This is a genomic window from Bacillus sp. MSP13 (genome assembly GCF_000815295.1).
Taxonomy (GTDB): Bacteria; Bacillota; Bacilli; order Bacillales; family Bacillaceae; genus Bacillus; species Bacillus vallismortis.
In genome coordinates this window covers 121,624-145,961 of the sequence record NZ_JXAQ01000009.1, presented here as the reverse complement: position 1 = coordinate 145,961, position 24,338 = coordinate 121,624, and the positions used below count along the sequence as shown (strand labels likewise).

23 protein-coding genes are annotated in these 24,338 nt (G+C 45.0%); 9 read left to right on the top strand and 14 right to left on the bottom strand.

The window, feature by feature from the left end:
- Positions 1–11 precede the first annotated feature (11 nt).
- The 9 genes from iolI to iolA all read right to left on the bottom strand — a co-directional run bounded on the left by iolI (position 12) and on the right by iolA (position 10,422).
- Positions 12–848 (bottom strand): 2-keto-myo-inositol isomerase, encoded by an 837-nt coding sequence (gene iolI / locus SC79_RS10470; protein ID WP_039074976.1) that lies wholly within the window; start codon positions 846–848, stop codon positions 12–14.
- A gap of 86 nt (positions 849–934) precedes the next feature.
- Complete coding sequence (locus tag SC79_RS10465) at positions 935–1,804, bottom strand: sugar phosphate isomerase/epimerase family protein (RefSeq protein WP_039074975.1); 870 nt, start codon at positions 1,802–1,804, stop codon at positions 935–937.
- Positions 1,805–1,824: 20 nt separating this feature from the next.
- Positions 1,825–2,859 (bottom strand): bifunctional inositol 2-dehydrogenase/D-chiro-inositol 1-dehydrogenase, encoded by a 1,035-nt coding sequence (gene iolG / locus SC79_RS10460; protein ID WP_039074974.1) that lies wholly within the window; start codon positions 2,857–2,859, stop codon positions 1,825–1,827.
- A gap of 22 nt (positions 2,860–2,881) precedes the next feature.
- Positions 2,882–4,198, bottom strand: coding sequence for an MFS transporter (locus SC79_RS10455; protein ID WP_039074973.1), 1,317 nt, complete (start codon positions 4,196–4,198; stop codon positions 2,882–2,884).
- Positions 4,199–4,212: 14 nt separating this feature from the next.
- The gene (gene iolE, locus SC79_RS10450) at positions 4,213–5,106 is read right to left on the bottom strand and encodes a myo-inosose-2 dehydratase (RefSeq protein WP_039074972.1); all 894 of its coding nucleotides are present in this window, start codon (positions 5,104–5,106) and stop codon (positions 4,213–4,215) included.
- A gap of 15 nt (positions 5,107–5,121) precedes the next feature.
- The gene (iolD, locus tag SC79_RS10445) at positions 5,122–7,035 is read right to left on the bottom strand and encodes a 3D-(3,5/4)-trihydroxycyclohexane-1,2-dione acylhydrolase (decyclizing) (protein ID WP_039074971.1); all 1,914 of its coding nucleotides are present in this window, start codon (positions 7,033–7,035) and stop codon (positions 5,122–5,124) included.
- 32 nt (positions 7,036–7,067) lie between these two features.
- A complete protein-coding gene (iolC, locus tag SC79_RS10440; protein WP_039074970.1) occupies positions 7,068–8,045 on the bottom strand; it encodes a 5-dehydro-2-deoxygluconokinase in 978 nt (325 codons plus the stop codon).
- Between the two features lie 23 nt (positions 8,046–8,068).
- Positions 8,069–8,884, bottom strand: coding sequence for a 5-deoxy-glucuronate isomerase (gene iolB / locus SC79_RS10435; RefSeq protein ID WP_039074969.1), 816 nt, complete (start codon positions 8,882–8,884; stop codon positions 8,069–8,071).
- Positions 8,885–8,958: 74 nt separating this feature from the next.
- A complete protein-coding gene (gene iolA, locus SC79_RS10430) occupies positions 8,959–10,422 on the bottom strand; it encodes a methylmalonate-semialdehyde dehydrogenase (protein ID WP_039074968.1) in 1,464 nt (487 codons plus the stop codon).
- A gap of 417 nt (positions 10,423–10,839) precedes the next feature.
- Here iolA and iolR point away from each other — a divergent pair, with 417 nt between their 5' ends.
- The 3 genes from iolR (at position 10,840) to SC79_RS10415 (ending at position 13,128) form a co-directional block, all read left to right on the top strand.
- Positions 10,840–11,595 carry a myo-inositol utilization transcriptional regulator IolR gene (iolR, locus tag SC79_RS10425; protein WP_039074967.1) on the top strand — a complete coding sequence of 252 codons (756 nt, stop codon included), beginning with the start codon at positions 10,840–10,842 and terminating at the stop codon, positions 11,593–11,595.
- A gap of 54 nt (positions 11,596–11,649) precedes the next feature.
- A complete protein-coding gene (locus SC79_RS10420; protein WP_039074966.1) occupies positions 11,650–12,582 on the top strand; it encodes an aldo/keto reductase in 933 nt (310 codons plus the stop codon).
- A 231-nt stretch (positions 12,583–12,813) separates the two neighbouring features.
- Positions 12,814–13,128 (top strand): hypothetical protein, encoded by a 315-nt coding sequence (locus tag SC79_RS10415; protein ID WP_014481421.1) that lies wholly within the window; start codon positions 12,814–12,816, stop codon positions 13,126–13,128.
- A gap of 104 nt (positions 13,129–13,232) precedes the next feature.
- Here SC79_RS10415 and SC79_RS10410 read toward each other — a convergent pair whose 3' ends face one another.
- The gene (locus SC79_RS10410; RefSeq protein WP_039074965.1) at positions 13,233–13,700 is read right to left on the bottom strand and encodes a hypothetical protein; all 468 of its coding nucleotides are present in this window, start codon (positions 13,698–13,700) and stop codon (positions 13,233–13,235) included.
- Between the two features lie 78 nt (positions 13,701–13,778).
- On the opposite strand from SC79_RS10410, the gene SC79_RS10405 reads away from it, so the two are divergent.
- From SC79_RS10405 to SC79_RS10395, 3 genes are all read left to right on the top strand, one after another.
- A complete protein-coding gene (locus SC79_RS10405; protein ID WP_082022662.1) occupies positions 13,779–14,357 on the top strand; it encodes a CGNR zinc finger domain-containing protein in 579 nt (192 codons plus the stop codon).
- Positions 14,358–14,494: 137 nt separating this feature from the next.
- Positions 14,495–14,983 (top strand): HPP family protein, encoded by a 489-nt coding sequence (locus tag SC79_RS10400; RefSeq protein WP_231559190.1) that lies wholly within the window; start codon positions 14,495–14,497, stop codon positions 14,981–14,983.
- 107 nt (positions 14,984–15,090) lie between these two features.
- Complete coding sequence (locus SC79_RS10395; protein ID WP_039074963.1) at positions 15,091–16,476, top strand: sugar porter family MFS transporter; 1,386 nt, start codon at positions 15,091–15,093, stop codon at positions 16,474–16,476.
- 35 nt (positions 16,477–16,511) lie between these two features.
- On the opposite strand, the gene htpG is transcribed toward SC79_RS10395, so the two are convergent.
- Together htpG and SC79_RS21285 are read right to left on the bottom strand one after the other, a co-directional pair.
- Positions 16,512–18,392, bottom strand: a complete 1,881-nt coding sequence (gene htpG, locus SC79_RS10390; protein WP_039074962.1) for a molecular chaperone HtpG — start codon at positions 18,390–18,392, stop codon at positions 16,512–16,514.
- A gap of 231 nt (positions 18,393–18,623) precedes the next feature.
- Positions 18,624–18,875, bottom strand: coding sequence for a hypothetical protein (locus SC79_RS21285; RefSeq protein WP_039074961.1), 252 nt, complete (start codon positions 18,873–18,875; stop codon positions 18,624–18,626).
- Positions 18,876–18,998: 123 nt separating this feature from the next.
- On the opposite strand from SC79_RS21285, the gene SC79_RS10380 reads away from it, so the two are divergent.
- Positions 18,999–19,820 carry an SDR family oxidoreductase gene (locus SC79_RS10380; RefSeq protein ID WP_039074960.1) on the top strand — a complete coding sequence of 274 codons (822 nt, stop codon included), beginning with the start codon at positions 18,999–19,001 and terminating at the stop codon, positions 19,818–19,820.
- 707 nt (positions 19,821–20,527) lie between these two features.
- Here the strand turns inward: SC79_RS10380 and SC79_RS10375 are convergent.
- Positions 20,528–21,670 (bottom strand): TetR/AcrR family transcriptional regulator, encoded by a 1,143-nt coding sequence (locus SC79_RS10375; protein ID WP_039074959.1) that lies wholly within the window; start codon positions 21,668–21,670, stop codon positions 20,528–20,530.
- Between the two features lie 142 nt (positions 21,671–21,812).
- Between SC79_RS10375 and SC79_RS10370 the strand changes: the two genes are divergently transcribed.
- Together SC79_RS10370 and SC79_RS10365 are read left to right on the top strand one after the other, a co-directional pair.
- Complete coding sequence (locus tag SC79_RS10370) at positions 21,813–23,150, top strand: aldehyde dehydrogenase family protein (RefSeq protein WP_039074958.1); 1,338 nt, start codon at positions 21,813–21,815, stop codon at positions 23,148–23,150.
- A gap of 205 nt (positions 23,151–23,355) precedes the next feature.
- Entirely contained in the window at positions 23,356–23,826 is a 471-nt protein-coding gene (locus SC79_RS10365) for an RDD family protein (protein WP_039074957.1), read from the top strand.
- A gap of 83 nt (positions 23,827–23,909) precedes the next feature.
- Here SC79_RS10365 and SC79_RS10360 read toward each other — a convergent pair whose 3' ends face one another.
- Positions 23,910–24,326 carry a DUF5391 family protein gene (locus tag SC79_RS10360; protein ID WP_039074956.1) on the bottom strand — a complete coding sequence of 139 codons (417 nt, stop codon included), beginning with the start codon at positions 24,324–24,326 and terminating at the stop codon, positions 23,910–23,912.
- Positions 24,327–24,338: the final 12 nt, after the last annotated feature.

The window sequence follows — 24,338 nt, the reverse complement described above, 5'->3', positions numbered from 1 at the left end:
TCCTTTATCCATTAGATCTTGAAGTATTTTGAAACAACATCAACCGTTGTTTTTTTCGCTGTTTGAATAGCTTCCTCGGCACTCAGCTTATAGTATTCGGGACGGAAGAGCTCAACCGATACAACATCAGAAAACCCGATTTCTTTGAGGGCTGATAAGTGGGCATCTAAGTCAATCGCCCCTTGGCCAGGCCACACACGATCCTCATCCGTTAAAAAGCCGATTGGGAAATCTTCGGTATCATCGATGTGGTAGATGAAAATTTTCTTTCCGTCCGCCTGCTTTAAGCTCTCGATATTTGACCCCATCGCATGGAAGTGGAAACTGTCAAGGACAAGCCCGACATTGTCACGGTCGACCGTGTTTATGATGTCGTATGCCTGTTCAAATGTGTTAACTGTGCACTGTGGATGGCCGACAAACTCGAACGCGATTTTTACGCCGTACGGCTCCGCGATATCTGAGAGCTCAGTCAGCACCTCTACACTGCTCTTTTTGATCTCTTCTTTTACAATTTTCTGCTCAGTCACAAGCGGAACGGCCACGACATATTTCACACCGAGGGTTTTGCACGTTTCCATCATATCTTTAAATTCAGCGATGATCTCATTGTGCCCCTTTTCATCACGGTTGTTGAAGAAAACGAGTGCGTTTAAAGCAAGCGGTTTGATGTGATGGGTTTGAAAATACTTCGCCAGATCGTCCAATGTATGGTCTTTTAAGTACTCTGGCAGCTTATCCAATGTGCGGATTTCAATATAATCATAGCCGTGCTTTTCGCATAGTTCTAAATCCTGTTTAAGATTTGAGTTTTCCAATGTTGTTGCTTCATTAAAACAAAGTTTCATGTCAGACTCCCCCATCTGCGTTTTAGATATGAAGGGAGTTCGGCAGGAAGGCTGTTTACCATATCCCGCCGAACTCCATGCTCAGCTTATGCCAGACCTAATTCTTCTTTCATTTTTTGAAGCATAAAACGGCTTGATTCATCCGCTCTTTTATCAACCCAAGCAAATACGGCGTTGGTCGCAATTCCATCGAACTTCATTTCTCTCATCTTTCTGAAAATCGTATCAAAATCAACTTCGCCTTGGCCAATGTCTAAATGCTGATGAACCGTTACTTTGGCGTCAGGCGGGTTGACGATATAGCGCAGGCCATGAGCCGCTTTGTGATTATAGGTATCCGCAAATAAAACATGTGTAAGGCGGTCGCCGGCTTCGTCAAACATGGTCTCGATGTCGCCTTTGCCGTCATCATAGAAGAACGTATGCGCTGTCGAGTAGACAAGATTGATCCAATCCTTGTCTAGCGCGCGGATCATATCCATCGCGCCTTTGTGCGTTTCGATAAAATCGTATGGATGGGCTTGAAGATTGAGTTTAACGCCTTCTTTTTCAAAGACTGGCAGAAGCTCATCCATCGATTTGATAAATTTTTCTTCACTTGTTAAAGGATCATATTTTGAACCGCTGAATTCACTGTTCATCAAATCCACTTCAAGTTCAACCGCAATTTCGATCGCCCTTTTCCAATTGCGCACCGCAGCCTGGCGGCGATCTTCATCAGGGCCCGCCCAGTGGTAAAGAGGGAGGAGAGATGAAAGCTTAACACCTGTATCCTTTAAAAGCCGCTTTAATTGTTTGATTTTTGCTGAATCGACCTTCGGATATTTATAAAATGGACAAAAATCCTCACGAGGCGACAGCTCAATATATTCATAGCCAAGCTCCGCCGTTTTATAAACCATTTCCTCCAACGTTAAATCATCACGATACATCGATGGATCCAATGCTAATTTCATATTTTCACTCCTCTATTATTTTAGTTTTCAACTGTTGTATAAGATTGATAGAATTCAGGCTTTTCCTTCAAATCAACTTTTTCTTTTTGTCCGGATTCCTGAGCTTTTACACACGCGTCAGTCGTAACAGCGGCAATATAGCCGTCCCACGCCGTCGGTCCGCTGACCTCGCCTTTCTTTTGAATCGAATCAATGAAGTCTTGAATTTCCACATCGTACGCAGCCACAAAGCGTCTCTGCCAATCCATCAGAATATCCGTGCTGAATTTCCCTTCTTTTCTCATGCTGATGCTTGATGGTTCAGGGAGCTTGATGACACCGTCTTCTCCGACGATTTCACATTGAATGTCATAGCCATATTTACAGTTCACATAGATTTCTGCATTGATGACGATGCCGCCTTTTGTTTCAATGACTACGATTTGCGGATCTTTTAAATGCGGAAGCGCATTTTTCGATTTTTTCGGATAGATGACTTGAACGGACTCGTAGTCATCATTGACGAGCCAGTGCAGCACATCAATTTCATGAACAAGCGTATCAACAACGGCCATATCCGTTGTGTAATTTTCGGCAACACTTGGGTTGCGGTGCGCGCAGTGAATCATAAGCGGCTCACCGATGACATGGTTATCGAGCGCTTCCTTCAGCTGTACGTAACCGCTGTCATAACGGCGCATGAAACCGACTTGAACAAGGCGTTTGCCCACTTTGATTTCCTCTTCGACGATCCGCATGCATCCTTCAGCCGTTGTCGCGAGCGGTTTTTCACAGAACACGTACTTTTGGGCTTTGATCGCTTTCAATACGCTCGATTCATGCGCAGGGCCCCAGCTTGTCACTAAGACAGCGTCTACATTTTCGTCTGCAAGCAGGCTGTCATCGTTCGGATAAACCGACGCGTTTAATTGGTATTGCTCAACGACCTTTTGTGCTGCTTCTTGATTCACATCGGTTACAGCAACGATTTCCGCGCCGGACAGCTTGTTCGTGATCCGGTTAATATGTTCTCTTCCGATTGCTCCAGTTCCAATTACGCCAATACGTAAACTCATTGACAGCCACTCCTTCTGTTGGTTACATGATTTTGCTTTCTGTTCCTTGCTTTACCTGGCTCCGATGAGAGCCGTAGAGTTCTTCTTGAATTTCTTCAAGCGACTTGCCAGACGTATTCGGCGCGTAGAGAAGCCCGATGATCATACTGGCCGTCACACATCCGAGAAGAATTGCAGCCATTGTTCCAATGCCGAAATTGGTCATAACCATTGGGACAAACAAGCTCCAAATCCCTATTGAAATACGGACGAGGAAAAACATCAGTCCTTGTGCAGATGCACGATACTGCGTGGGAAAGATTTCACTGGCCCATAACTGATAGTTTGCTTGCTGCCCGGCTCCGTTATTGATGCCGATCACAACAATAAACAGGAGCAGAATCGGCATGCCCTCAACCGGCAGCAGAAACAGTGTCCATCCAATCACCGCCATAAAGGCCGCGATTCCAAATACAGTTTTTCTATACTTGTCAGCATAGGGCATGAAGATCAAGGCGACCCCTAACCCTGTGAAGATAAACAGCCCCATTTGCAAAAGGTTTGCCGTAGTGGGCGATACACCGCCGACCTGCTGATAAATGTATGGCATAAAGAAGCCCATCACGCCGGCTGCAAGATTCCAAACCAGAAACACACCCATTAAAAACAGTATGTTTTTCAGATACATCGGCTTGAGCAAATCAAAATACGATGTTTTGTTCAGTATGGCAGGCTTCCCTGCCTGCGAATGTCCCGGCTGTGTTTTTGGCTGCCAGGCATCTGACTCTGGAAGCCTGATTCTCAGCACGTACGTGATCAGCGCGATGACAAGCAGATGGGCAAATACAATTTTATTGCCCAGAAGGCCTAAATCACCGACCAGTACGGAGAGAAGCAGCACAACCACAGCCCCCGCGGCCCAGGCGACTTGTGCGACGCCGCAATGCCGGGCCCGATTTTTCTTTGGCGCATTTTCTGCGATAATTGTCCATGACGCGGTAATGTCGGCCCCTACTGATAAACCGATAATCATGTAACCGCTTAACAACATGGGGAAATTAGCCCCGAACAGAACCAAACAAATCCCTAGCGCATACACAAGCATGCTATTGGTATAAACAGCCTTCCGTCCGATTTTATCTGCTAGAAACCCGCCTAACAAAGCGCCGACAGCGGCTGAAATTGCATTTGCGCTTAGCGCGCCAAGCAGCCCGATCTGCGTATCAGATAACTTGAGGTAACTGACCCATAACGATAAACCAGCAGATCCAGCTACAATGGAACCGGCGTCAATATAATTGGCCAATGCCGCTGCGATTGTCCGTTTATTGAAGGCTGAATCCGCTTTGGTATGTCCCATATATTCAGTCCCCATTAAACCAGATCCAACAACTGCTTATCAATATAGTTTCTTGCGATTAATGCATACTCAAGCGGGTTTGCGACATCGGGGTCCTGTTCAGCTTCAACGACAATCCATCCGGAATAATTGTTCTTTAACAGCAGCTGATATACGTCTCTAAAATCAATGCACCCATCGCCGGGGACAGTAAACATGCCTTTTAAAAATGATTGCCGAAACGACTCCCCTCCGAGTCTGCATTGTTCCATGACATTTAGGCGGGCATCTTTAAAATGCACATGCTTAATGCGTCCGATATGCTTCTCAAGCATTCCCATGTAGTCACCGTCAGAAATATACGCATGCCCTGTATCATAAAGGAGGTGTACATGCGCAGGGTCTGTTCCTGCCATCAGCCGGTCGACTTCTTCTGCCGTTTGGACACCAGTGCCAAGATGATGGTGATAGACGAGCTTTAAGCCATGCTTGTCGGCAATTTTGCCAAGGTGATTCAGCCCTTCGCAAAGCCGTTCCCATTCATTATCCGTAAAGTGCGGCTTCTCTTTGAAGACGTTTTTCTCTAAGCCTTGTACGCTGTGGGTTTGTTCAGAAACGACAGCGACGTCCGCGTTTACTTGCTGTAAATACTCACAATGCAGGGTAAATGCTTTTGCCGCTTCACCAAGTCCATCACGCAAGATAAAACTGCTGAACCATTTTCCTGCGATTCTTAAATTTCGAAGTTTCAGCTCTTTGTTCAGGATGGCAGGTTCGGGGAAAAAGCCCCCGACTTCCGTGCCTTGAAAACGTGCGACAACAATATCACTTAACAAATGCTGCAGTGTATTTCCCGCTCCGATTTCAGGAATATCATCATTCCGCCACCCTATTGGAGCAATGCCCCACAGGATCTTATCTTTGCCCATCGATGAGCCTCCCCCCTAATACTGCTTCGCAGAATTCAGCATTTTCTTTTTTGCTTCGTATGCCTTCTGAACACTTTCTTGTTCAGACACTTCTGCCACGCCGACGTGCCACCAGCTGTCATAGCCGTCCGTCATTGTTTTTGGCAGAACCTTCATTTCAATTAACGTTGATACGTCCTGTTTCTTCGCATCCTCTAACGCCGCTTTTAACTCCTCTACTGTGTTTGCACGGTAGGTTTTCGCGCCGTATCCCTCCGCAACTTTTGCGTAATCAACATTCAAAATTTGGTTGTCATCTGTGCGGAACTCGCAATAGTAGCTGCCGCTGCCATGATCCATTTGCAAGTTGTTGATACATCCAAAACCAGAGTTATCAAAGAGCAGCACATTGATTTTCTTGTTGTACTGAATCGCCGTAATCAGCTCGGAGTGAAGCATTAGAAAGCTGCCGTCTCCGACAATGGAATACACTTCTCTGTCAGGGTGGGCCAGTTTCAAGCCCAGTGTCCCGGACACTTCATAGCCCATGCAGGAATACCCGTATTCCAGATGATACGTATTCGGAACATTAGAATGCCACAGGCGCTGCAAATCTCCTGGAAGGGAGCCTGCTGAACAGATGATCACGCTGTCCTCTGGAATCGTCTCGTTGATGGTCAGCAATGCCGTTGTTTGCGGAAGCTCTGTATTCAACGCGTCAGCGTATTCATTTAGAACCTCTTGAGAAAAATGATGTTTGATTTCCGGATCAAACGCTTCCCGTTTAAACGTCACTTTGCTGAGGCGTTCGCGTTCAGCGAGCCATTCGTCCTTCAGCTCTTTAATCGTTGAGCCGAATTCACTCTTATAGCCTTCAAGCAAGCCGTGCAGTTTGCCAAGCGTCACTTTCGCATCCGCCACCACTTGGAACGCATCGAGTTTATACGCCTGCATTCGGTTGACATTGATGTTCAGGAACTTCGCTTTATCAAAATCAAAAGCGGTCTTAGAGGATGTCGCAAAATCCGTGTATCTTGTGCCGATACCGATTATCAAATCAGCTTGGCGGGCCGCTTTATTTGCCGCAAGTGTACCTGTGATGCCCATTCCGCCGAGGTTGTTCGCAAAATCAGCTTCAACGGTCGACTTTCCTGCCTGCGTTTCAACTAACGGAATGTGATACGCTTCAGAAATGGCGACCAATTCATCGCGCGCACCGGAGTATTTTGCGCCTCCGCCGACGAGGATCACAGGATGCTTGCTGGCTTTGATCAGCTCCGCCGCACCTTGAAGCTCGCGCTCGCTCGGCTGCATGCGATCAATATAGTGAACCCGTTTGACGAAGAAACTTTCATCAAAGTCGTACGCTTCTCCTTCAACATCCTGAGAAATACAAATCGTTGCCGGACCTGCTTTTGCCGGATCAGTCATGACTTCAAACGCCCGCAGCAAACTGCTCATAAGCTGCTCAGGGCGCGTAATGCGGTCCCAGTATCTCGATACAGGTTTCAATGCATCGTTTGTTGTAATCGCCGCACTGTATTCTTGCTCCATTTGCTGCAGTACAGGGTCTGGCTGTCTTGTCGCAAATGTATCTGCCGGAATCAAGAGAACCGGGATATTGTTTGCCAATGCGGTGCCGGCCGCCGCCACTAAGTTGGCCGCTCCCGGTCCGACGGATGTAGAGACCGCATATATTTTTCTTCTCAGCATTTGCTTGCTGTACGCCATTGCGGCATGCGCCATTCCTTGTTCATTTTTCCCTTGATAAACTTTCAAATGGCCTGCATCCTGCTCAAGCGCCTGCCCGATCCCCAGTACGTTTCCATGACCGAAAATCGTGAAAATCCCTTCAACGAAAGGCTCTTCCCTTCCATCTACATGGATGTACTGCTGGTTTAAGAATTTAATCAGCGCTTGTGCTGTTGTTAAGCGAATTTTCTGACCCACAAACGATCCCACCTTTACTCGATCTTTTTCAATTATGACTGTGCTTCAATAAGCTGTACGATTTCTTCCGCAGTCGGCATCGCTTCTGACGAACTGTGCTTGCTCACCACAATGGAGGCTGAAGCGCTGCCGTATTTCAATGCCGTTTCAATATCTTTTCCGCTGACAAGGCCATAGATGAAGGCTGATGCATAAGAATCACCGGCTCCAAAGGTTTTCAGCACTTTTGTCTTGTACGCTTGGGCGCGGAATACCTCGCCGGATTTGCTGTATGCGTAAGAGCCTTCGACGCCGTGTTTGATGACAACGAGGTCGGCTGAATGCTCAAATAAATGGTTGACGGATTCCTCATTGCTTCCGCCTGTGAGGTTTTCCATTACATCAAATTCATCGCGTGTGCCGATGACGACATCAGACTGCTCGGCGACCAAAGAATAGTAAACGGCTGTTTCATCAGCTGACTGCCACGTATACGGGCGGTAATCGAGCTCGAACACCACTTTGACCTGATGCTTTTTCGCGTATTGAACAGCTTTTAACACCGCTTCCCGTGACGGGCTTTTGGCGAGCGCTGTACCGGAAACAAGCAGCATTTTCGCATTTGCGATATAGTCCTCGCTTACCTCTGAAGGCTCAAGATAAAGATCCGCCACATCATCGCGATACATTAAGATGCTGCATTCTTCTGGGCTGAGGATTTCTGTAAATGCAAGGCCCGCTTTATGACCATCTTGATCCACAATCATTTGTGTTGTATCAACACCGGTTTTTCTCATATAGGACTCTATGAATCTTCCATGCTGGTCATCTGGAATTTTGCCGATGAAGCCCGCTTTTAAGCCAAGCTTCGCGCTGCCGATCGCGATATTCGCAGGTGAACCGCCGACGTATTTCGAAAACGTCATCGTTTCTTCCATTGGGCGGTTGTATTCCACTGCGTTCAAATCAATACATGCCCGGCCGATGGCAACAATATCAAAAGCCTTCTCTTCATTGAATGTATACTTCATCGTAAACAGCCACTCCTCACTTGTTAGCGTTCTAAAATCCACTCATGTGCCGGGTCGTTATGAAACTTCCATTTCCGCGTCGGCCCTGCCATGACATTTAAATAGTAGGATGTATATCCGTCCGGAACGCCTACCGGATGGTATCCCGCAGGAACAATGACAACGTTTTCATTTTCTACGGTCATTGTCTCGTCAATGGAGCGGTCATCTGTGTATACGCGCTGAAACACAAAGCCCTGTCCCGGATCTACCTCATGATAGTACGTTTCTTCTAAGAAAGATTCTTCCGGCAAATTGTCTTGGTCATGTTTATGTGGCGGATAGCTGGACCAGTTGCCGCTGTCCGTATAGACTTCAACTACTAAAAGGCTGTTAGCTGAAGGATTGGAGTCCGGAAGAATGTTGTGAACAGTACGTTTGTTTGAAAACTTCCCGCGATGCTCAATTCCGGTGTCTTCCGCTTTGATCAGCTTGGTCGGAAGCTGGTTTTCCGACGGTGAATAGCACAGCGCCACTCTTGCGTCGCTGACCGCTGTGATCTCAAATGAACGGTCATTAGAAATATAGACGCTGTCTGTCGGTTTCCGTTCGAATACGCTTTCACGTGTGCCGATATTCTCAAAAATCGACTCATGATCGCTCACAGTGATTTTCCCCGTAACCGCTACAATACAGACTTCCTGTTTTTCCAACTCTTCTGCATAACTGGAACCGGAAGCGAGATCTACCACTTTAAACTCTACATAGGTGAGATCAGAGTTGGATTTCGTTACTTCGTGCACCAGCTTGACCCCATTCGAGCCTTCATTCGACTGCGGCTTACGCAATAAATAACTCATAGTGAAGCCCTCCTCTTTCTATTGTAAGAATGAGCCCGAACAGCGCACATGGACGCCGTTCGGCTGTTCATCGTTTAGTTGAAATCAGGTGCCGGATATCTTGCCGTTACCACTTTTTTACGCGTATAGAAGTCGACGCTGTCTTTTCCGTTCGCATGCAGCGTTCCAAAGAATGAAGACTTCCAGCCTGAGAATGGGAAGAACGCCATTGGAGCCGGCACACCCAGGTTGATCCCGAGCATTCCCGCATCAATGTTTTCACGGAAGTAGCGGATTGCGTTTGAGTTGGATGTGAACAGGCAGGCACCGTTCGCAAACTCAGACTCATTGGCTATCTCAATCGCTTCTTTCAGGTTTTTCACGCGAATAACCGATAAGACCGGAGCAAAAATTTCATCTTTCCAAATCGTCATCTCTGTCGTGACATTGTCAAAGATCGTCGGGCCGACAAAGTAGCCTTCGTCAGACACATTTTCACGTCCGTCACATACGAGTCTCGCGCCTTCTTCCAAACCTTTTTCGATATAGCTGAGTGTGCGTTTCTTGTTGTCTTCGCGAATAACCGGTCCTAAGAATACACCATCATCAAGGCCGTTTCCGATGTTAATGTCAGCCACTTTTTCCTGAAGCTTCGCCATAAACTCATCAGCGATCCCTTCTTCAACCGTTACAACCGCACAAGCCATGCAGCGTTCACCGGCAGAACCAAAGGCTGCTCCGATGATGTTTGTGATCGTATCATCGAGATTCGCATCGTTCAGGACAATCGTATGGTTCTTCGCTCCTGTCAAAGATTGAACGCGTTTTAAGTTTTCGCTTCCTTTTTTGTAGACGTATTCGCCGACCGGCTTGGAGCCTACGAATGAAATCGCTTTAATTTCAGGATGCTCGAGGATGCCGTTCACCACGTCATGCGCACCGTATACGACGTTGAATACCCCTTTCGGAAGGCCCGCTTTTTCAAAAAGCTCAACCAATTTCTCTGTTAACAGCGGCGTCCGCTCAGATGGTTTTAAAATAAATGTGTTTCCGAGTGCGATTGCCATTGGGAACATCCAGCAAGGAACCATCATCGGGAAGTTGAATGGCGCGATTCCGCCGACTACTCCGATTGGGTAGCGGTAGTTTGCCGCTTCAACGTCCGTTGCGATGGAAGCAAGCGAGTCGCCCATCATCAGGGAAGGTGCTCCAGCCGCGAACTCAACGTTCTCAATTCCGCGTCCCACTTCTCCCAGCGCTTCTTTTGTGTTCTTGCCATTTTCAATGGTAATCAAATGAGCAAGTTCTTCTCTATGCTGAGAAAGCAACTGCTGGAAGTTAAATAGAATTCTGGCACGGCGCGGAACCGCCACTTTTGACCATGTTTGGAATGCCTCAGCCGCTTTTTGCGCAGCGTACTCAATATCCTCTTTTGTAGAGATCGGCACTTGGCAAAGCACTTCTTTCGTTGCCGGATTCACAACGTCTTCGTATTGATCTGTTTTGCTTTCAACCCATTCACCGTTGATATAGTTTTTTAATTTTCTGATTTCTGCCATTCTTATTGCCTCCTTCATTAGTAAACACATACACTTGTATGGATGGTTCAGGATAGATTCATATCAATATCCACTGTTTCAGTAAGCCAAGAATTAAACGCTTTCATAAAAACCAAAAAAATAAATGGCGATGCAATGTTAGATACAAGCAACCATTTCATGCAAATCAGGTTACTTTTTGGTCATTTCTTGGTTATATTCTAATCGCATAATACCCATAAGTCAATCATAAACACTAAATTTTTTCATTATTTTTATGATACTAATCTTTTAACTACTAAATAGAGTAACGAGAAGCCCGTCGAATCTTGCAAAAGATATACACCAATGTTATCATTTTTTAACCAACTATTGATCAACTCTTGGGTTTTATTATATATTTATGTTACGTAAAGATTCAAGAAGGAGTTTATTTATATGAAACTGATGCGGATTCAGGAAATGGAGGAGTACATTTTATCGCATGGGACTGTTTCCTTAGATGAGCTGTGCCAAGTGTTCAATGTCTCTAAAAACACAGTCAGACGTGATATCAACAAGCTAACGGAAAAGGGCGCGATTGAAAAAGTATACGGCGGCGTAACATCTATCGAAAAAACCGCATTGGTTCCTTTTGAAAATCGCACCATTCAGAATCAAGATGAAAAAACAAAAATTGCCCATTATGCTTCACGTTTTATTGAAGATCATGATTTAATCTTCATTGATTCAGGAACAACAACAAAGTCTATTCTCGATACGCTTGATCCTTCCAAAAATGTCACCATTCTAACCAACAGTTTGGACATTATCAATGCGGCATCAGCTTTAAAGAATATCAACTTAATCATTATCGGAAACAACTATAAGAGAAAAACGCGCTCCTTTGTCGGCATGGACGACCCGGCAATGCTTGATAAGTACAATATCAACAAAGCATTTATGTCCGCAACCGGAACAACGCTGACACATGGATTGACCAATTCGGATCTGCTGGAGTACGAAATTAAAAAAAGGATTTCGGAAAAAGCAAAAGAAGTGTATTTATTGGCTGACCATTCTAAATTCGGAACATCAACGCTTTTGACGTATGCGCCGTTTGACAGGCTGCATTGCATTGTGACATCCCAGCCATTAGATGACGAGTACACACAGTACTGCAATGAGCACCAAATCGGCATTCATCTAGCCTAACACGCTACAATGGTGTTGAGAGTCTTTCATCCATTTTATTCTAGGAGGCAGATCATGAAAAAAGCTACGCTCGGAAAATCAGACTTGCAGGTATTCCCTATCGGATTAGGAACAAATGCTGTCGGAGGACATAACCTCTACCCGAACCTGAATGAAGAAACCGGAAAAGAATTGGTGCGCGAGGCGATCCGTAATGGTGTGACCATGTTAGACACCGCTTACATTTATGGGATTGGCCGTTCCGAAGAATTAATTGGTGAAGTGCTAAGCGAATTCAACCGTGAAGATGTGGTCATCGCGACGAAAGCGGCACACAAAAAACAAGGAAATGACTTTGTCTTTGATAATTCACCAGAATTCCTTAAGAAATCAGTTGATGATAGCCTGAAGCGTTTGAATACGGATTATATCGATTTGTTCTACATTCACTTCCCGGACGAACATACGCCGAAGGATGAAGCGGTCAACGCGCTGAATGAAATGAAGCAAGCAGGGAAAATCCGCTCCATCGGTGTATCCAACTTCTCTTTAGAGCAGCTGAAAGAAGCTAACAGAGACGGCTTGGTAGATGTCTTGCAAGGCGAATACAACCTGTTAAACCGTGAAGCGGAAAAGACATTCTTCCCGTATACGAAGGAGCATAATATTTCATTTATCCCTTACTTCCCGCTCGTATCAGGATTACTGGCAGGAAAGTATACAGAAGATACAACGTTCCCTGAAGGAGACCTGCGAAACGAACAGGAACACTTCAAGGGCGAGCGTTTCAAAGAAAATATCAGAAAGGTCAACAAGCTTGCGCCAATTGCCGAAAAGCACAACGTTGACATCCCGCACATCGTATTGGCTTGGTATTTGGCAAGACCGGAAATTGATATTTTAATCCCAGGAGCAAAACGCGCCGATCAGCTGGTTGATAACATCAAAACAGCCGACGTCACGCTTTCTCAAGAAGATATTTCATTTATTGATAAGCTGTTCTCATAATAAATAAACCCGCCTTCACGTTTAAAGGCGGGTTTATTTGATTTTCCATATTTAAACTGAAATGGATTTATACACTCGATTTTTTCATTTTTTAAAAATTGAAGTTACTTTTTCCCTAAAGTCATAGTATGATAGGAATTGTTGAGCAGAAAATGCACATTGCAATCTTTCTATTGTCTTATTTTTTAAATTCTGCTTACAACTATCATCTTAGAGAAGAGGTTGAATACGATGAAGGTTTTGCTGAAAAATGAAGGCGGACTGACAAAGGAAGTAAAAGTCGGATTTAGCTGGACGACTTTCTTCTTCGGGTTTTTCCCTGCGTTATTCCGCGGTGATTTAAAATGGGCTGCCATCATGTTTATTATTTCTGTCGCCCTTGGTTCATTTACATTAGGAATCGGCGGCTGGGTCAGCGGCATTGTTTTTTCATTTATTTATAACAAGCTCTACATAAAAGAACTCATTGAAAAGGGATACCGCCCGGCAAACGAAGAATCCCAAGCGATTTTAGAAAGAAATCAAATCGTTACACCTGCAGCATAAGAATGAAAACCTTACCCTATGAGGAGTAAGGTTTTTTCATGCATGTTCCTCATCGAAGAACAAGCCAAAACGATTTCGCATAGGACAATCACAAGAACATCTCTCTATGCTGTTGTAAACCACGTATATAAATAAGCTCTCGTCCCTTCATATCCAAACACTACGAACAAATTCCATTCATCATAGATGACGACATGTCTGCTTTCATCTGTAAACAGCCGCTCATCAAGTTGAATGCCTTTATGGCCAAAAGCAAGGATTCGCTGTAAAACAGAAACTCCATCGATGTCCAAAAAAATCCCATGCTCTATCACCGGTTCCATTATTTTGGTGATTACAGCATCTCTGTTTTTCTCTACCGCCGCTCTGTTCCATTCCCAGCCTTCTTCCGCGTACTCTTCCCTCTCCATCAATAAACAAAAGACGTCTTCCACCGATCTCTCTTCTGGTCGTTCAGCTGTTAAGAAAAAAACGAATGATTGTGAATCAGGCTGGTGAAATTCCTGAATACTGATATGTGGCAAAAAAACCAATTGGTTGCTAAACGTCTTAAGCATTTGCTTTTTCAACATAGAAAAGCCTCCTTTTTCTTATATCCTTGCGTGAAAAAGGTTTTGGCGCTTACAATAATGTTGAAAGGAATGATTACAATGGCAAATACTCAATTTCCTCTGATCACACAAAACCTTTCTCTCGATCTCGTGAATACTGAAATCATAAGCTATGATAAACGGCACGATTTCATCCAGTCAGCAACTCATTTGATGGAATGGTTTGACCAAATGGGAGTAACAGCTCCTTTTCTCCATTCTTTTACGTTACAGCAAGTCCAAGAACACGGTTCTCTCGTGTTGCAGCGGATTCATCAATTCCGCGCTGAGCTGAGAAAACACTTTGAGCGTATCGCCGAGGGCAGTGAACCTTCCCAAGCTTTTATCTCTTTCCTGCAAGATCAAATTGCCGCCGCTCCCTTTTCTTATCAACTCATAGAGGAAAAGCTTGCCCGCATTCCGAATGGAACACTCGATCACTCTATTTTATCGCTTATCGCTTACGACGCGCTATCGCTGATTCATACAAAAGAAATCCAACAGCTGAAACGGTGCGCAAACGAAAAATGCATTTTGCTCTTTCTTGATAAAACAGGAAGGCGAAAATGGTGCTCCATGAAAATATGCGGCAACAGGCAAAAGGTCTCGCGCCATCAGAAAAAGATCAATAATGAGTGAAAACCCGTTCCCCAGTGAATGGGTTTTTTATTGCTATAAACAAACTAACCACTAAAAATAATATTGACAGGTTAGTTATCAACTATTATTCTATACATACTGGAGGGATTTATTTGGAAAACAACTACTTTTTGAAAATGAAAGGAAAAGGAAAAACACCTTTACAGGTAAACGGCAAAGATGCTGTGACAGGGCTTATAGGAGGATTTATCACTATACTCGCACTTGCCTCGCTGACCGCTTATACCTCAAGCCTATGGTTAATGGCGCCTTTTGGAGCAAGCTGTGTGCTCGTATTCAGCGCTTGGAATGCTCCATTATCACAGCCGAGAAATGTGATTGGCGGCCATTTTATTTCTGCACTTACAGGGATTGTTGTCTTTGAGGTATTCGGGGCCCATCCATGGACCTTTGCATTGGGCACAGGGCTTGCCATTTGCTTGATGATGCTGACCAAAACCACTCATCCTCCTGCCGGTGCGGATCCGATTGTTGTCATTCAAGGGGCGTATGCTTGGAGCTATTTAGTATTTCCCGTACTTATTGGATCTGTTATCATCGTGATCATCGCTCTTGTTATTAATAACTTGCGCAAAAATCGCCAGTATCCCGCATTTTGGCTTTAATGTTCAAAACAAATGTTTCAAATCAGATAGGAAAAGGGTACTCATTTATTAACTTTGTTAAACATATATGAGGTGCTTATTGGCTCAACAGCTGAGGGGGAACATTTGTGAAGAAAGACATAAGGAAATATATGATCTACTTTTTCGGCGCTTTAGGAGGGCTGCTTTACGGTTACGATACGGGCGTCATCTCTGGAGCGCTGCTGTTTATCAACAACGACATTCCCCTAACGACATTGACCGAGGGACTGGTCGTCAGCATGCTGCTTCTTGGCGCGATTTTCGGATCGGCTTTAAGCGGCACATGCTCAGATCGCTGGGGCAGGAGAAAAGTAGTATTTGTCCTTTCCATCATTTTCATTATCGGCGCGCTCGCTTGCGCGTTTTCTCAAACGATCGGCATGCTGATTGCGTCTCGGGTGGTTCTCGGGTTGGCCGTCGGCGGTTCAACGGCGCTTGTACCCGTGTACCTGTCAGAAATGGCACCAACGAAAATTCGCGGGACACTCGGTACAATGAACAACTTAATAGTTGTTACCGGTATTTTATTAGCATATATCGTAAACTATCTGTTCACGCCATTTGAAGCTTGGCGCTGGATGGTAGGGCTGGCAGCCGTTCCTGCCGTGCTTTTATTAATCGGGATCGCATTTATGCCTGAATCACCAAGATGGCTCGTGAAACGCGGGCGTGAAGATGAAGCGAGACGGATCATGAACATCACTCATGATCCCAAGAATATTGAAATGGAATTGGCGGAGATGAAGCAAGGGGAAGCAGAGAAAAAGGAAACGACACTCGGCTTACTGAAAGCAAAATGGATTCGCCCTATGCTTTTGATTGGCGTCGGTCTTGCCATTTTCCAGCAAGCCGTCGGCATTAACACGGTCATCTACTACGCGCCGACTATCTTTACGAAGGCCGGTCTCGGCACATCGGCATCAGTACTCGGCACAATGGGGATCGGCGTCCTCAACGTCATCATGTGTATCGCCGCCATGATCTTAATTGACCGTGTCGGGCGCAAAAAGCTCCTGATCTGGGGAAGCGTCGGCATTACACTGAGCTTGGCTGCACTAGCAGCTGTGCTCCTTACACTGGGTCTCTCTACATCAACAGCGTGGCTGACCGTCGTGTTTCTCGGCGTCTATATCGTGTTTTACCAGGCAACATGGGGACCGGTTGTATGGGTTCTGATGCCTGAGCTTTTCCCATCCAAAGTGCGCGGGGCTGCAACAGGTTTTACAACATTGGTCTTATCAGCAACCAACCTGATTGTGTCGCTCGTCTTCCCGCTGATGCTCAGTGCCATGGGCATCGCATGGGTCTTTACCATTTTTTCAGTGATCTGCCTGCTATCGTTTTTCTTCGCCTTCTACATCGTTCCTGAAACCAAAGGGAAAAGCTTGGAGGAAATTGAAGCCAGCCTGAAACAACGGTTTAAAAAGAAGAACAGCACGCAAAGCCAAGTGCTGAACGAGCGTACATTATAAAAAAGGAATCGTCCACAGGACGATTCCTTTCTCAGTTACACCATCACCTTGCACATGTTGTTCGTAAATTCCACAGGATCCTGAATCGGCAGGCCTTCGATGAGAAGCGCCTGATTATACAGAAGGTTCGTGTACAGGCTCAGCTTCTCTTTATCTTGTTCAAACGCGTCTTGCAGCGTATTGAACACCTCGTGATTCGGGTTGATTTCCAGCACTTTTTCCGCCTGTACATGTTGGCTGTCCGGCATCGCGTTTAACACCTTTTCCATCTCGATTGTCACTTCGCCGTCAGCAGCAAGGCAGACTGGATGTGATTTGAGCCGTTTTGAGATTCTGACGTTTTTCACTTTGTCTGACAATATACTTTTCATTTCCTCAAACAGATCCTTGTACTTGCTTTCCTCTTCCTCGGACTGCTTTTGATCCTCCTCCGTGTCGATGCCAAGGTCTCCGCTCGATACGGATTTGAATTCTTTTTCCTGATAAGATGCCAGCATTTTAATCGCAAACTCATCGATGTCCTCAGTGAAGTAGAGGATTTCATAGCCTTTGTCCGCTACCATTTCCGTTTGCGGCAATTTCTCAATGCGATCGTAGGAATCACCAGTCGCGTAATAAATGTATGTCTGTTCCTCAGGCATTCTGGATACGTACTCATCTAGGCTGACCAGTTTTTTCTCTTTCGAAGAGTAGAATAATAAGAGGTCCTTCAATTGATCTTTATTCGCGCCAAAGTCATTGTACACCCCGAATTTCAGCTGTCTGCCGAATGAGTTGTAGAACGTCTCGTATTTCTCACGGTCTTTTTTGAGCAGGCTTTGCAGCTCGCTTTTGATTTTTTTGCTGATGTTTTTCGCGATCAGCTTCAGCTGGCGGTCATGCTGCAGCATTTCCCTGGAAATGTTCAGTGACAGATCCTCAGAATCGACCATCCCCTTCACGAAGCTGAAGTGGTCCGGAAGCAGGTCCGCGCATTTGTTCATGATCAGCACGCCATTGGAATACAGCTCCAAGCCTTTCTCATATTCCTTGGAATAATAGTCAAACGGCATATTTTCAGGAATAAATAGAATCGCGTTGTAGCGAACGGCGCCGTCCACACTGATATGAACGTGTGAGAGCGGTTTATCAAATCCGTAATGCTTTTCAGCATAGAACGTTTCATAGTCCTCGTCTGTCAGCTCGCTTTTGTTTTTTCTCCAGATCGGCACCATGCTGTTGACGGTCTGTTCCTCCTGCACCTCTTCAAATTCATTCTCGCTATCTTCCTTCGGCTTATTAATGGTAGTATCCATTTTGATCGGGTAGCGAATGAAGTCGGAGTACTTTTTGATGATTGCTTTTAAACGATATTCCTCTAAAAACTCGTCATAGCTGTCATCTTCTGTGTTCTCTTTGATTTTCAGGATGATGTCTGTACCGACAGCATCCTTTTCATACGGCTCAATCGTATAGCCGTCTGCGCCCGCAGACTCCCATTTATACGCCTCTTCGCTGCCGAGCGCCTTACTGATGACCGTCACGACATCGGCAACCATAAACGCCGCGTAAAAACCGACACCAAATTGTCCAATGATGTCATGGCCGTCTTTCTGCTCGTTTTCCTTTTTAAACGCAAGGGAACCGCTTTTTGCAATTGTGCCGAGATGCTGCTCAAGTTCATCCTTTGTCATCCCGATTCCGGTATCAGAGATCGTTAACGTTCTCGCATCTTTGTCAGCTGTGACCTTTATGTAGTAACTGTCTTTATCAAACGTAAGCGCATCATCCGTCAGTGCTTTGTAATAGATTTTGTCAATCGCATCACTCGAATTGGAGATTAACTCACGCAGGAAAATTTCTTTTTGGGTATAAATGGAGTTAATCATCATATCCAGCAGTCGTTTGGACTCTGCTTTAAACTCTTTTTTCGCCACTCTAGATCGCTCCTTTTTATATGTTGTTGTGTTATGTAAACTCTTTTCAGCATCTATTTATCACATCCGGTGGCAATTGTCAATCCGATTGATAGATGCATATATATGTAAATTTAACATTTTATTCGGTTATTTTCACCTTTTTTTATAACTGCGGTTTTCCACTCTCATAAGAACAATATAGAAGTAAGCTTTTTCTTTATTACATTTTACAGATGAAATAAGAGAATTTTACCATCCTCTCTTTTCTTCTTCCTTCCAGCGGCCAAATACTTGCTTCATCCATATGTATATCGGGTAGAAAAACAAGCTAAATAAGAAAAGAAACCATATGTTTCGCAAAGACTCATTCAAAACATTTTTTACCGTGAGAGGGAATGTGATGTCATGAGATAAAATAGAGATAATGGTAGAAATAGCAAAACCCATAGGAACAATGGCATAACAATAAAACGAAATCTCCTTCTTATGCTGTATATTCAAAATATGCAAGCCTCCTAATCATATATCCTAGATAATATTAACATATTTATTAGTAGAAATGGAGCCTGTATGTTTATCCCCTCATTCATGGGGAACAGTTATAAAAAAAGGAGGACTCGTATCATGGGAAGACTCGAAAACAAAACCGCAGTCATCACAGGCGCCGCGACAGGCATTGGGCAAGCGACGGCAGAGGTTTTTGCCAATGAAGGCGCGCGTGTGATAATTGGAGACATCAATGCAGATCAAATGGAAGAAACAGTTGAAGCGATCAGACAAAAGGGAGGACAGGCGGACGCCTTTCACCTCGATGTGTCAGATGAAAACAGTGTGAAAGCATTTGCGGATCAAATCAAGGATGCTTACGGTAACATTGATATTCTGTTTAATAACGCCGGGGTTGATCAGGAGGGCGGAAAAGTGCACGAATATCCCGTTGACCTGTTTGACCGCATTATCGCCGTCGACCTGCGCGGCACGTTTCTTTGCAGCAAATACTTGATTCCGCTCATGCTCGAAAACGGAGGCTCCATCATCAACACCTCCTCCATGTCAGGCCAGGCCGCGGACCTCGATCGCTCCGGCTACAACGCCGCAAAAGGCGGAATCACCAATCTGACAAGAGCGATGGCGATTGATTACGCAAGAGACGGCATCCGCGTCAATTCCATTTCACCGGGCACGATCGAAACGCCGCTGATTGACAAATTAGCAGGTACCAAGGAACAGGAAATGGGCGAAACATTCCGTGAAGCCAACAAGTGGATCACGCCGCTCGGACGCCTCGGTAAGCCGAAGGAAATGGCAACAGTGGCGCTGTTCCTCGCCTCAGACGACAGCTCGTATGTCACAGGAGAAGACATCACCGCAGACGGCGGCATTATGGCTTATACATGGCCTGGGAAGATGCTGATTGATGAGAAGTGGAAGGAAGAAACGAAATAAACATAGTCTGAGCATTATCAATGATCAAATATCAATCATAAAAGGGAGCTTTTCCTTAATCACTAGAGGATAAGCTCCCTCTTCATCATTCCTCAATCTTTTTTCGCTCTCCTGCAGAAAAAAAACAGACTGCCTTACTCTATATATTTTACATATTGTCGATCCTATCCTACAATAGATTTAGAATTTATTGGGAGTTGTTAGAATGAAATTGCTATTTATCTATATCATTTTAGGAGGCTTCATTAGCATTTCTCTTTCTTGCCTTTTTGATTTAGGTATTTTTAATCTTGCTTTATATCTTATCTATTTTAACTTTGCACTTTTTTTATATAGGCGAGCTAAAAGCCCCGAAACTTCAAATTAATACTAAAATAAAATCTAGCAGGATAAAATGTGGAGGCAGCTATTGAATGTTTAAAACATCACATTTTCCATATAGAAAGGTACGTCATTTATGTCTGAAAACAAACTATTATTTTTCATTTTGTCATTTTCTGCTATCCTTCACTCGCTCAATTCAATTTTAGACCCTACTGCAAGCTGGACATCTTGGTTGGTGAACATTGCTCTATTTCTTTTGGCCCTTCTCTTTTTAAAGTACACCTTGAAGGAAAAGAAAGAAACTCAAAAGACCAAGCCAAGTGACACAACGACACAGAGCCCGGACTGAGTATCCGGGCGAATGTATATCCAGTTCGATTCGTTTACAGCAAGACCACCTTATACTTCTTCACATCCAAAAACTGCAAAAACTCCCTCGCCAGCACTTCCGGCGCATGCGCCCTTCCTTCATCAAGCCGATACAAAATCAGCCCGATAATCATCGCGGATACATAGTAGGCGTGAAGTTTTTTCTCTGCATGAATGTCAGTCTGCTGATACAGGTAAAACGATTCCAGTGCTTTGAACATATCGCTTATCACATGGGGCACGCCCCCGTCCCGATTGAGAAAGTGGACAATAGGCATGTTTGATAAAGCAGAAAGCAAGCTGGCAAGCGCCTCCTCCCCTTCCTCTAGGGAAAGCCCACTCGGACTAGAGGCAATCGTCAGGTGGTCTATGATCTCCGCGCATGATTGCTGAATCATGGTTTGAAGCAATTCCTCTTTACTGGCATAGTGATCATAAAAGGTTGCGCGGCGGAGGTTGCTTTTACGGGCAATATCCGAAATCGTGATGGCTGCGTAATCTTTTTTCTCCGCCAATACGTCCAGCAAAGCCTTCTGCAGCGCCTCTCTCGTTCGCACCACCCGCCTGTCGATTTGCTTGTTCTCCTGCCGCTCCCCTGCCACAGCCTGTCCAAACAGCCAATAAAACCGCTTCTGAGAAACGAGCTCCCATACCTTTTGGCTGATCGCTTCTGGCGTCGCGCCCGCATCCTCGTTCAGCCAATACCGAATAATCGCGTACGTGTACAAAGCCCGGTAATGTCCGTAAATGTCCCGTTCGATCGGCGTCAAGTTCACATGGATCGGAGCGAGCAGGATATCCTGCTGAAACACATCCTTAAAAAAACGATGAACATGTTCTCTGTTCATCATCGTACGGAAAAAGGATCGATGCTCGTGAACAAAGGACAGGGTCGGATGCACCGTTTGCCGTTTTTTGTTCAAATGGAGGGTATCCATATACTTGAAAGCCCCATAAAGCGCTTGACCCAGCCCCTCCTTCATGTCTTCAATCACGTCCTCAATGATTGAAAACTTATCTTCATAATAAAGGTAGAGCGTCCCGCGGCTCACTTTGGCCTTCTCGGCGATTTCTTTCATTGTAATCTGTTGAATATCTTTTTCTTCCAATAGAGCCAGCAGCGCCTGTTTCACTTGAGCTTCAGCAGATTCCGGCACACCAGACACCCCCAATCATTAGACACAAGTTCGTTATATGTACGGTAACGTATAGATGGTTCACCGTTGTCTTTCTTACAGAAAAGGTACCACTTTATAATAGGTCCGAGAATAGAAGAAAGCAAATGAGGGGGATTTTACAATGGAACAGCAAGTAAAAGACGACATTCAGCGTGTCTTTCAGCTTCAGAAAAAACAGCAAAAAGCATTGCGCGCTTCAACAGCGCAACAGCGCAGAGAAAAGCTTCAGCGCTTTTTAGATTCTGTCATCGCCCATGAGGAAGACATCATCAAAGCGATCCGCAAAGACGTCCGCAAACCATATCACGAGGTCAAAAAAGCGGAAATCGAAGGAACAAAAAAAGCGATTAGAGATAATATGAACAACCTGGAGAAATGGATGGCACCTAAAGAAGTCGGTTCATCGTTAAGCCCCGAGGCAAATGGGATTCTCATGTACGAGCCAAAAGGCGTCACACTCATCCTCGGACCGTGGAACTATCCGTTTATGCTGACGATGGCGCCGCTGGCCGCTTCGATTGCAGCCGGAAACAGCGCGATAGTGAAGCTGTCTGATTTTACGATGAACACAAGCAACATTGCCGCAAAAGTAATCCGAGATGCTTTTGATGAAAAAGAAGTTGCGATTTTTGAAGGAGAGGTTGAGGTGGCAACTGAGCTTCTGGATCAGCCGTTCGACCACATTTTCTTTACCGGAAGCACAAATGTCGGAAAAATCGTCATGACAGCGGCTGCCAAACACTTGGCATCTGTCACACTTGAGCTTGGCGGCAAGAGCCCGACAATCATTGACAGTGAATACGATCTCATGGACGCAGCGAAAAAGATCGCCGTCGGAAAATTTGTAAACGCCGGCCAAACCTGCATCGCACCTGATTATTTGTTCATTAAAAAAGACGCGCAGGACAAGTTCGCAGGGATGTTACAAACAATCGTCAACGCGGGATTTATGGAGGATGATCGTAATCCAGACCGCAGCAAATTCACGCAGATCGTCAATGACCGCAACTTCAACCGCGTCAAAGGCCTGTTCGACGACGCCATCGAAAAAGGGGCGGAAGTCGTCTTCGGCGGCGTATTTGATGCCAGTGACCGCACGATCTCGCCGACCGTTTTAAAAAACGTCACGCCTGACATGAAAATCATGCAGGAGGAAATCTTCGCACCAATCCTGCCGATGATGAACTATGAAGACATCGACGAGGTGATCGATTACGTAAATGACCGCGATAAACCGCTTGCGCTTTATGTATTCAGCCACAACCAAGACCTGATCGACAACGTCCTTCAGCACACGACTTCAGGCAACGCAGCCATCAATGATGTTGTTGCCCATTTCAGTGACGTCAACCTGCCATTCGGCGGCGTCAACACCAGCGGTATCGGCTCCTATCATGGGGTATACGGATTCAAAGCATTTTCTCATGAGAAGGGTGTATTGATTCAAGCTGTTAAATAATGACGTGAAGAGAATCTGCATGATCTTGCAGATTCTCTTTTTTATCACCCTATTAACCTAAATAGAAAAAGGAAAATAGAAGAAATGAATAGTCATAAAATACCGTTTTTGCTACAAGACCAAATTCCTCTAGTGAATTTCATTGAAACCCTACTGTCGCTCACGTATAATATCCCAGAAAACTTCAAAGGAGATAAAATTAAACATGGAAAAACCTGCAGGATTTTGGATACGCGCAGCCGCCGCTATTATTGATGGACTGATCCTATCGATATTCATTTTTATTATGTCTCTTATTAACGTCCTTATTGTAATGCCTCTCATTGATGCGGCAGGGACACATATGACAGAAGCTCAATATCAATTCTATATGTTGATATTTGGTACAATACCCCTTTTTGCGATCATATTGCTCGCCTGTATTCTTTACTATAGTGTGCTGACTTCATCACACATGCAAGCAACACTGGGAAAAAAACTCATGGGCATCATCGTTGTCAATCAATATGGTGAACGTATTTCTTTTTGGCACAGCTTCGGTCGTTTCTTTGCCTACACATTGTCAAGGATCCTATATATTGGTTTCATCATGGCGGCCTTTCCCGCTAAACTGGCATTGCACGATTATATTTGCGGGACGAAGGTTATTTATCAAAGTAAATATAGGATTGATTAAACCCAACACAGGCTGCCGAGTTGTCCTCGCCAGCCTGAATTTCTAATTTTTTGCGACCGCTATGACATGTTCACTCTACTCGTTTAGCAAATGGCAGCTTGTTTAGAATCTGAACGAAATGCAGCCACAAACCAAATAACATTGACAGCTGCCGCAGCGAGACAAACTCCAATCACAAAGATCACCTCAGAAAGGAGATCTTCACTGAATAGGCCAAACAGCAAGATAAAACCGGCCGCAGACAAGTGAATCAGCAGCCCAAAGGCGCAAAGCACCGCCATGACATACCTCATCGCATCTACTCCAAGCATGTAAATGAGAAAAGGAATGAAGTACAACACAAGGACCATACCAATAGCTGACCACATGCCGACTGAGTTGAACTGATTGGCCGCCCCGCCCGTTTCGGACAGCGGCGAAAGTGAAGCCGCAGCAATCATAGCGCAGAAAAGAAAAGCAGAAATGACTGTCATGATCGCCACGCTGTTTTTTCTAGACATCAAACTCCTCCC

Excerpts from the sequence above, each read along its gene's own strand:
- SC79_RS10405 (WP_082022662.1), top strand. The coding sequence starts at position 13,779 with ATGGCAAATACTCAATTTCCTCTGATCACACAAAACCTTTCTCTCGAT.
- iolR (WP_039074967.1), top strand. The coding sequence starts at position 10,840 with ATGAAACTGATGCGGATTCAGGAAATGGAGGAGTACATTTTATCGCAT.
- SC79_RS10360 (WP_039074956.1), bottom strand. The coding sequence starts at position 24,326 with ATGTCTAGAAAAAACAGCGTGGCGATCATGACAGTCATTTCTGCTTTT.
- iolG (WP_039074974.1), bottom strand. The coding sequence starts at position 2,859 with ATGAGTTTACGTATTGGCGTAATTGGAACTGGAGCAATCGGAAGAGAA.
- iolA (WP_039074968.1), bottom strand. The coding sequence starts at position 10,422 with ATGGCAGAAATCAGAAAATTAAAAAACTATATCAACGGTGAATGGGTT.
- iolE (WP_039074972.1), bottom strand. The coding sequence starts at position 5,106 with ATGGGCAAAGATAAGATCCTGTGGGGCATTGCTCCAATAGGGTGGCGG.
- iolB (WP_039074969.1), bottom strand. The coding sequence starts at position 8,884 with ATGAGTTATTTATTGCGTAAGCCGCAGTCGAATGAAGGCTCGAATGGG.
- SC79_RS10420 (WP_039074966.1), top strand. The coding sequence starts at position 11,650 with ATGAAAAAAGCTACGCTCGGAAAATCAGACTTGCAGGTATTCCCTATC.
- SC79_RS10465 (WP_039074975.1), bottom strand. The coding sequence starts at position 1,804 with ATGAAATTAGCATTGGATCCATCGATGTATCGTGATGATTTAACGTTG.
- iolC (WP_039074970.1), bottom strand. The coding sequence starts at position 8,045 with ATGAAGTATACATTCAATGAAGAGAAGGCTTTTGATATTGTTGCCATC.
- iolI (WP_039074976.1), bottom strand. The coding sequence starts at position 848 with ATGAAACTTTGTTTTAATGAAGCAACAACATTGGAAAACTCAAATCTT.
- SC79_RS10380 (WP_039074960.1), top strand. The coding sequence starts at position 18,999 with ATGGGAAGACTCGAAAACAAAACCGCAGTCATCACAGGCGCCGCGACA.
- SC79_RS10400 (WP_231559190.1), top strand. The coding sequence starts at position 14,495 with ATGAAAGGAAAAGGAAAAACACCTTTACAGGTAAACGGCAAAGATGCT.
- SC79_RS10455 (WP_039074973.1), bottom strand. The coding sequence starts at position 4,198 with ATGGGACATACCAAAGCGGATTCAGCCTTCAATAAACGGACAATCGCA.
- SC79_RS10370 (WP_039074958.1), top strand. The coding sequence starts at position 21,813 with ATGGAACAGCAAGTAAAAGACGACATTCAGCGTGTCTTTCAGCTTCAG.
- SC79_RS10415 (WP_014481421.1), top strand. The coding sequence starts at position 12,814 with ATGAAGGTTTTGCTGAAAAATGAAGGCGGACTGACAAAGGAAGTAAAA.
- SC79_RS10365 (WP_039074957.1), top strand. The coding sequence starts at position 23,356 with ATGGAAAAACCTGCAGGATTTTGGATACGCGCAGCCGCCGCTATTATT.
- SC79_RS10410 (WP_039074965.1), bottom strand. The coding sequence starts at position 13,700 with ATGTTGAAAAAGCAAATGCTTAAGACGTTTAGCAACCAATTGGTTTTT.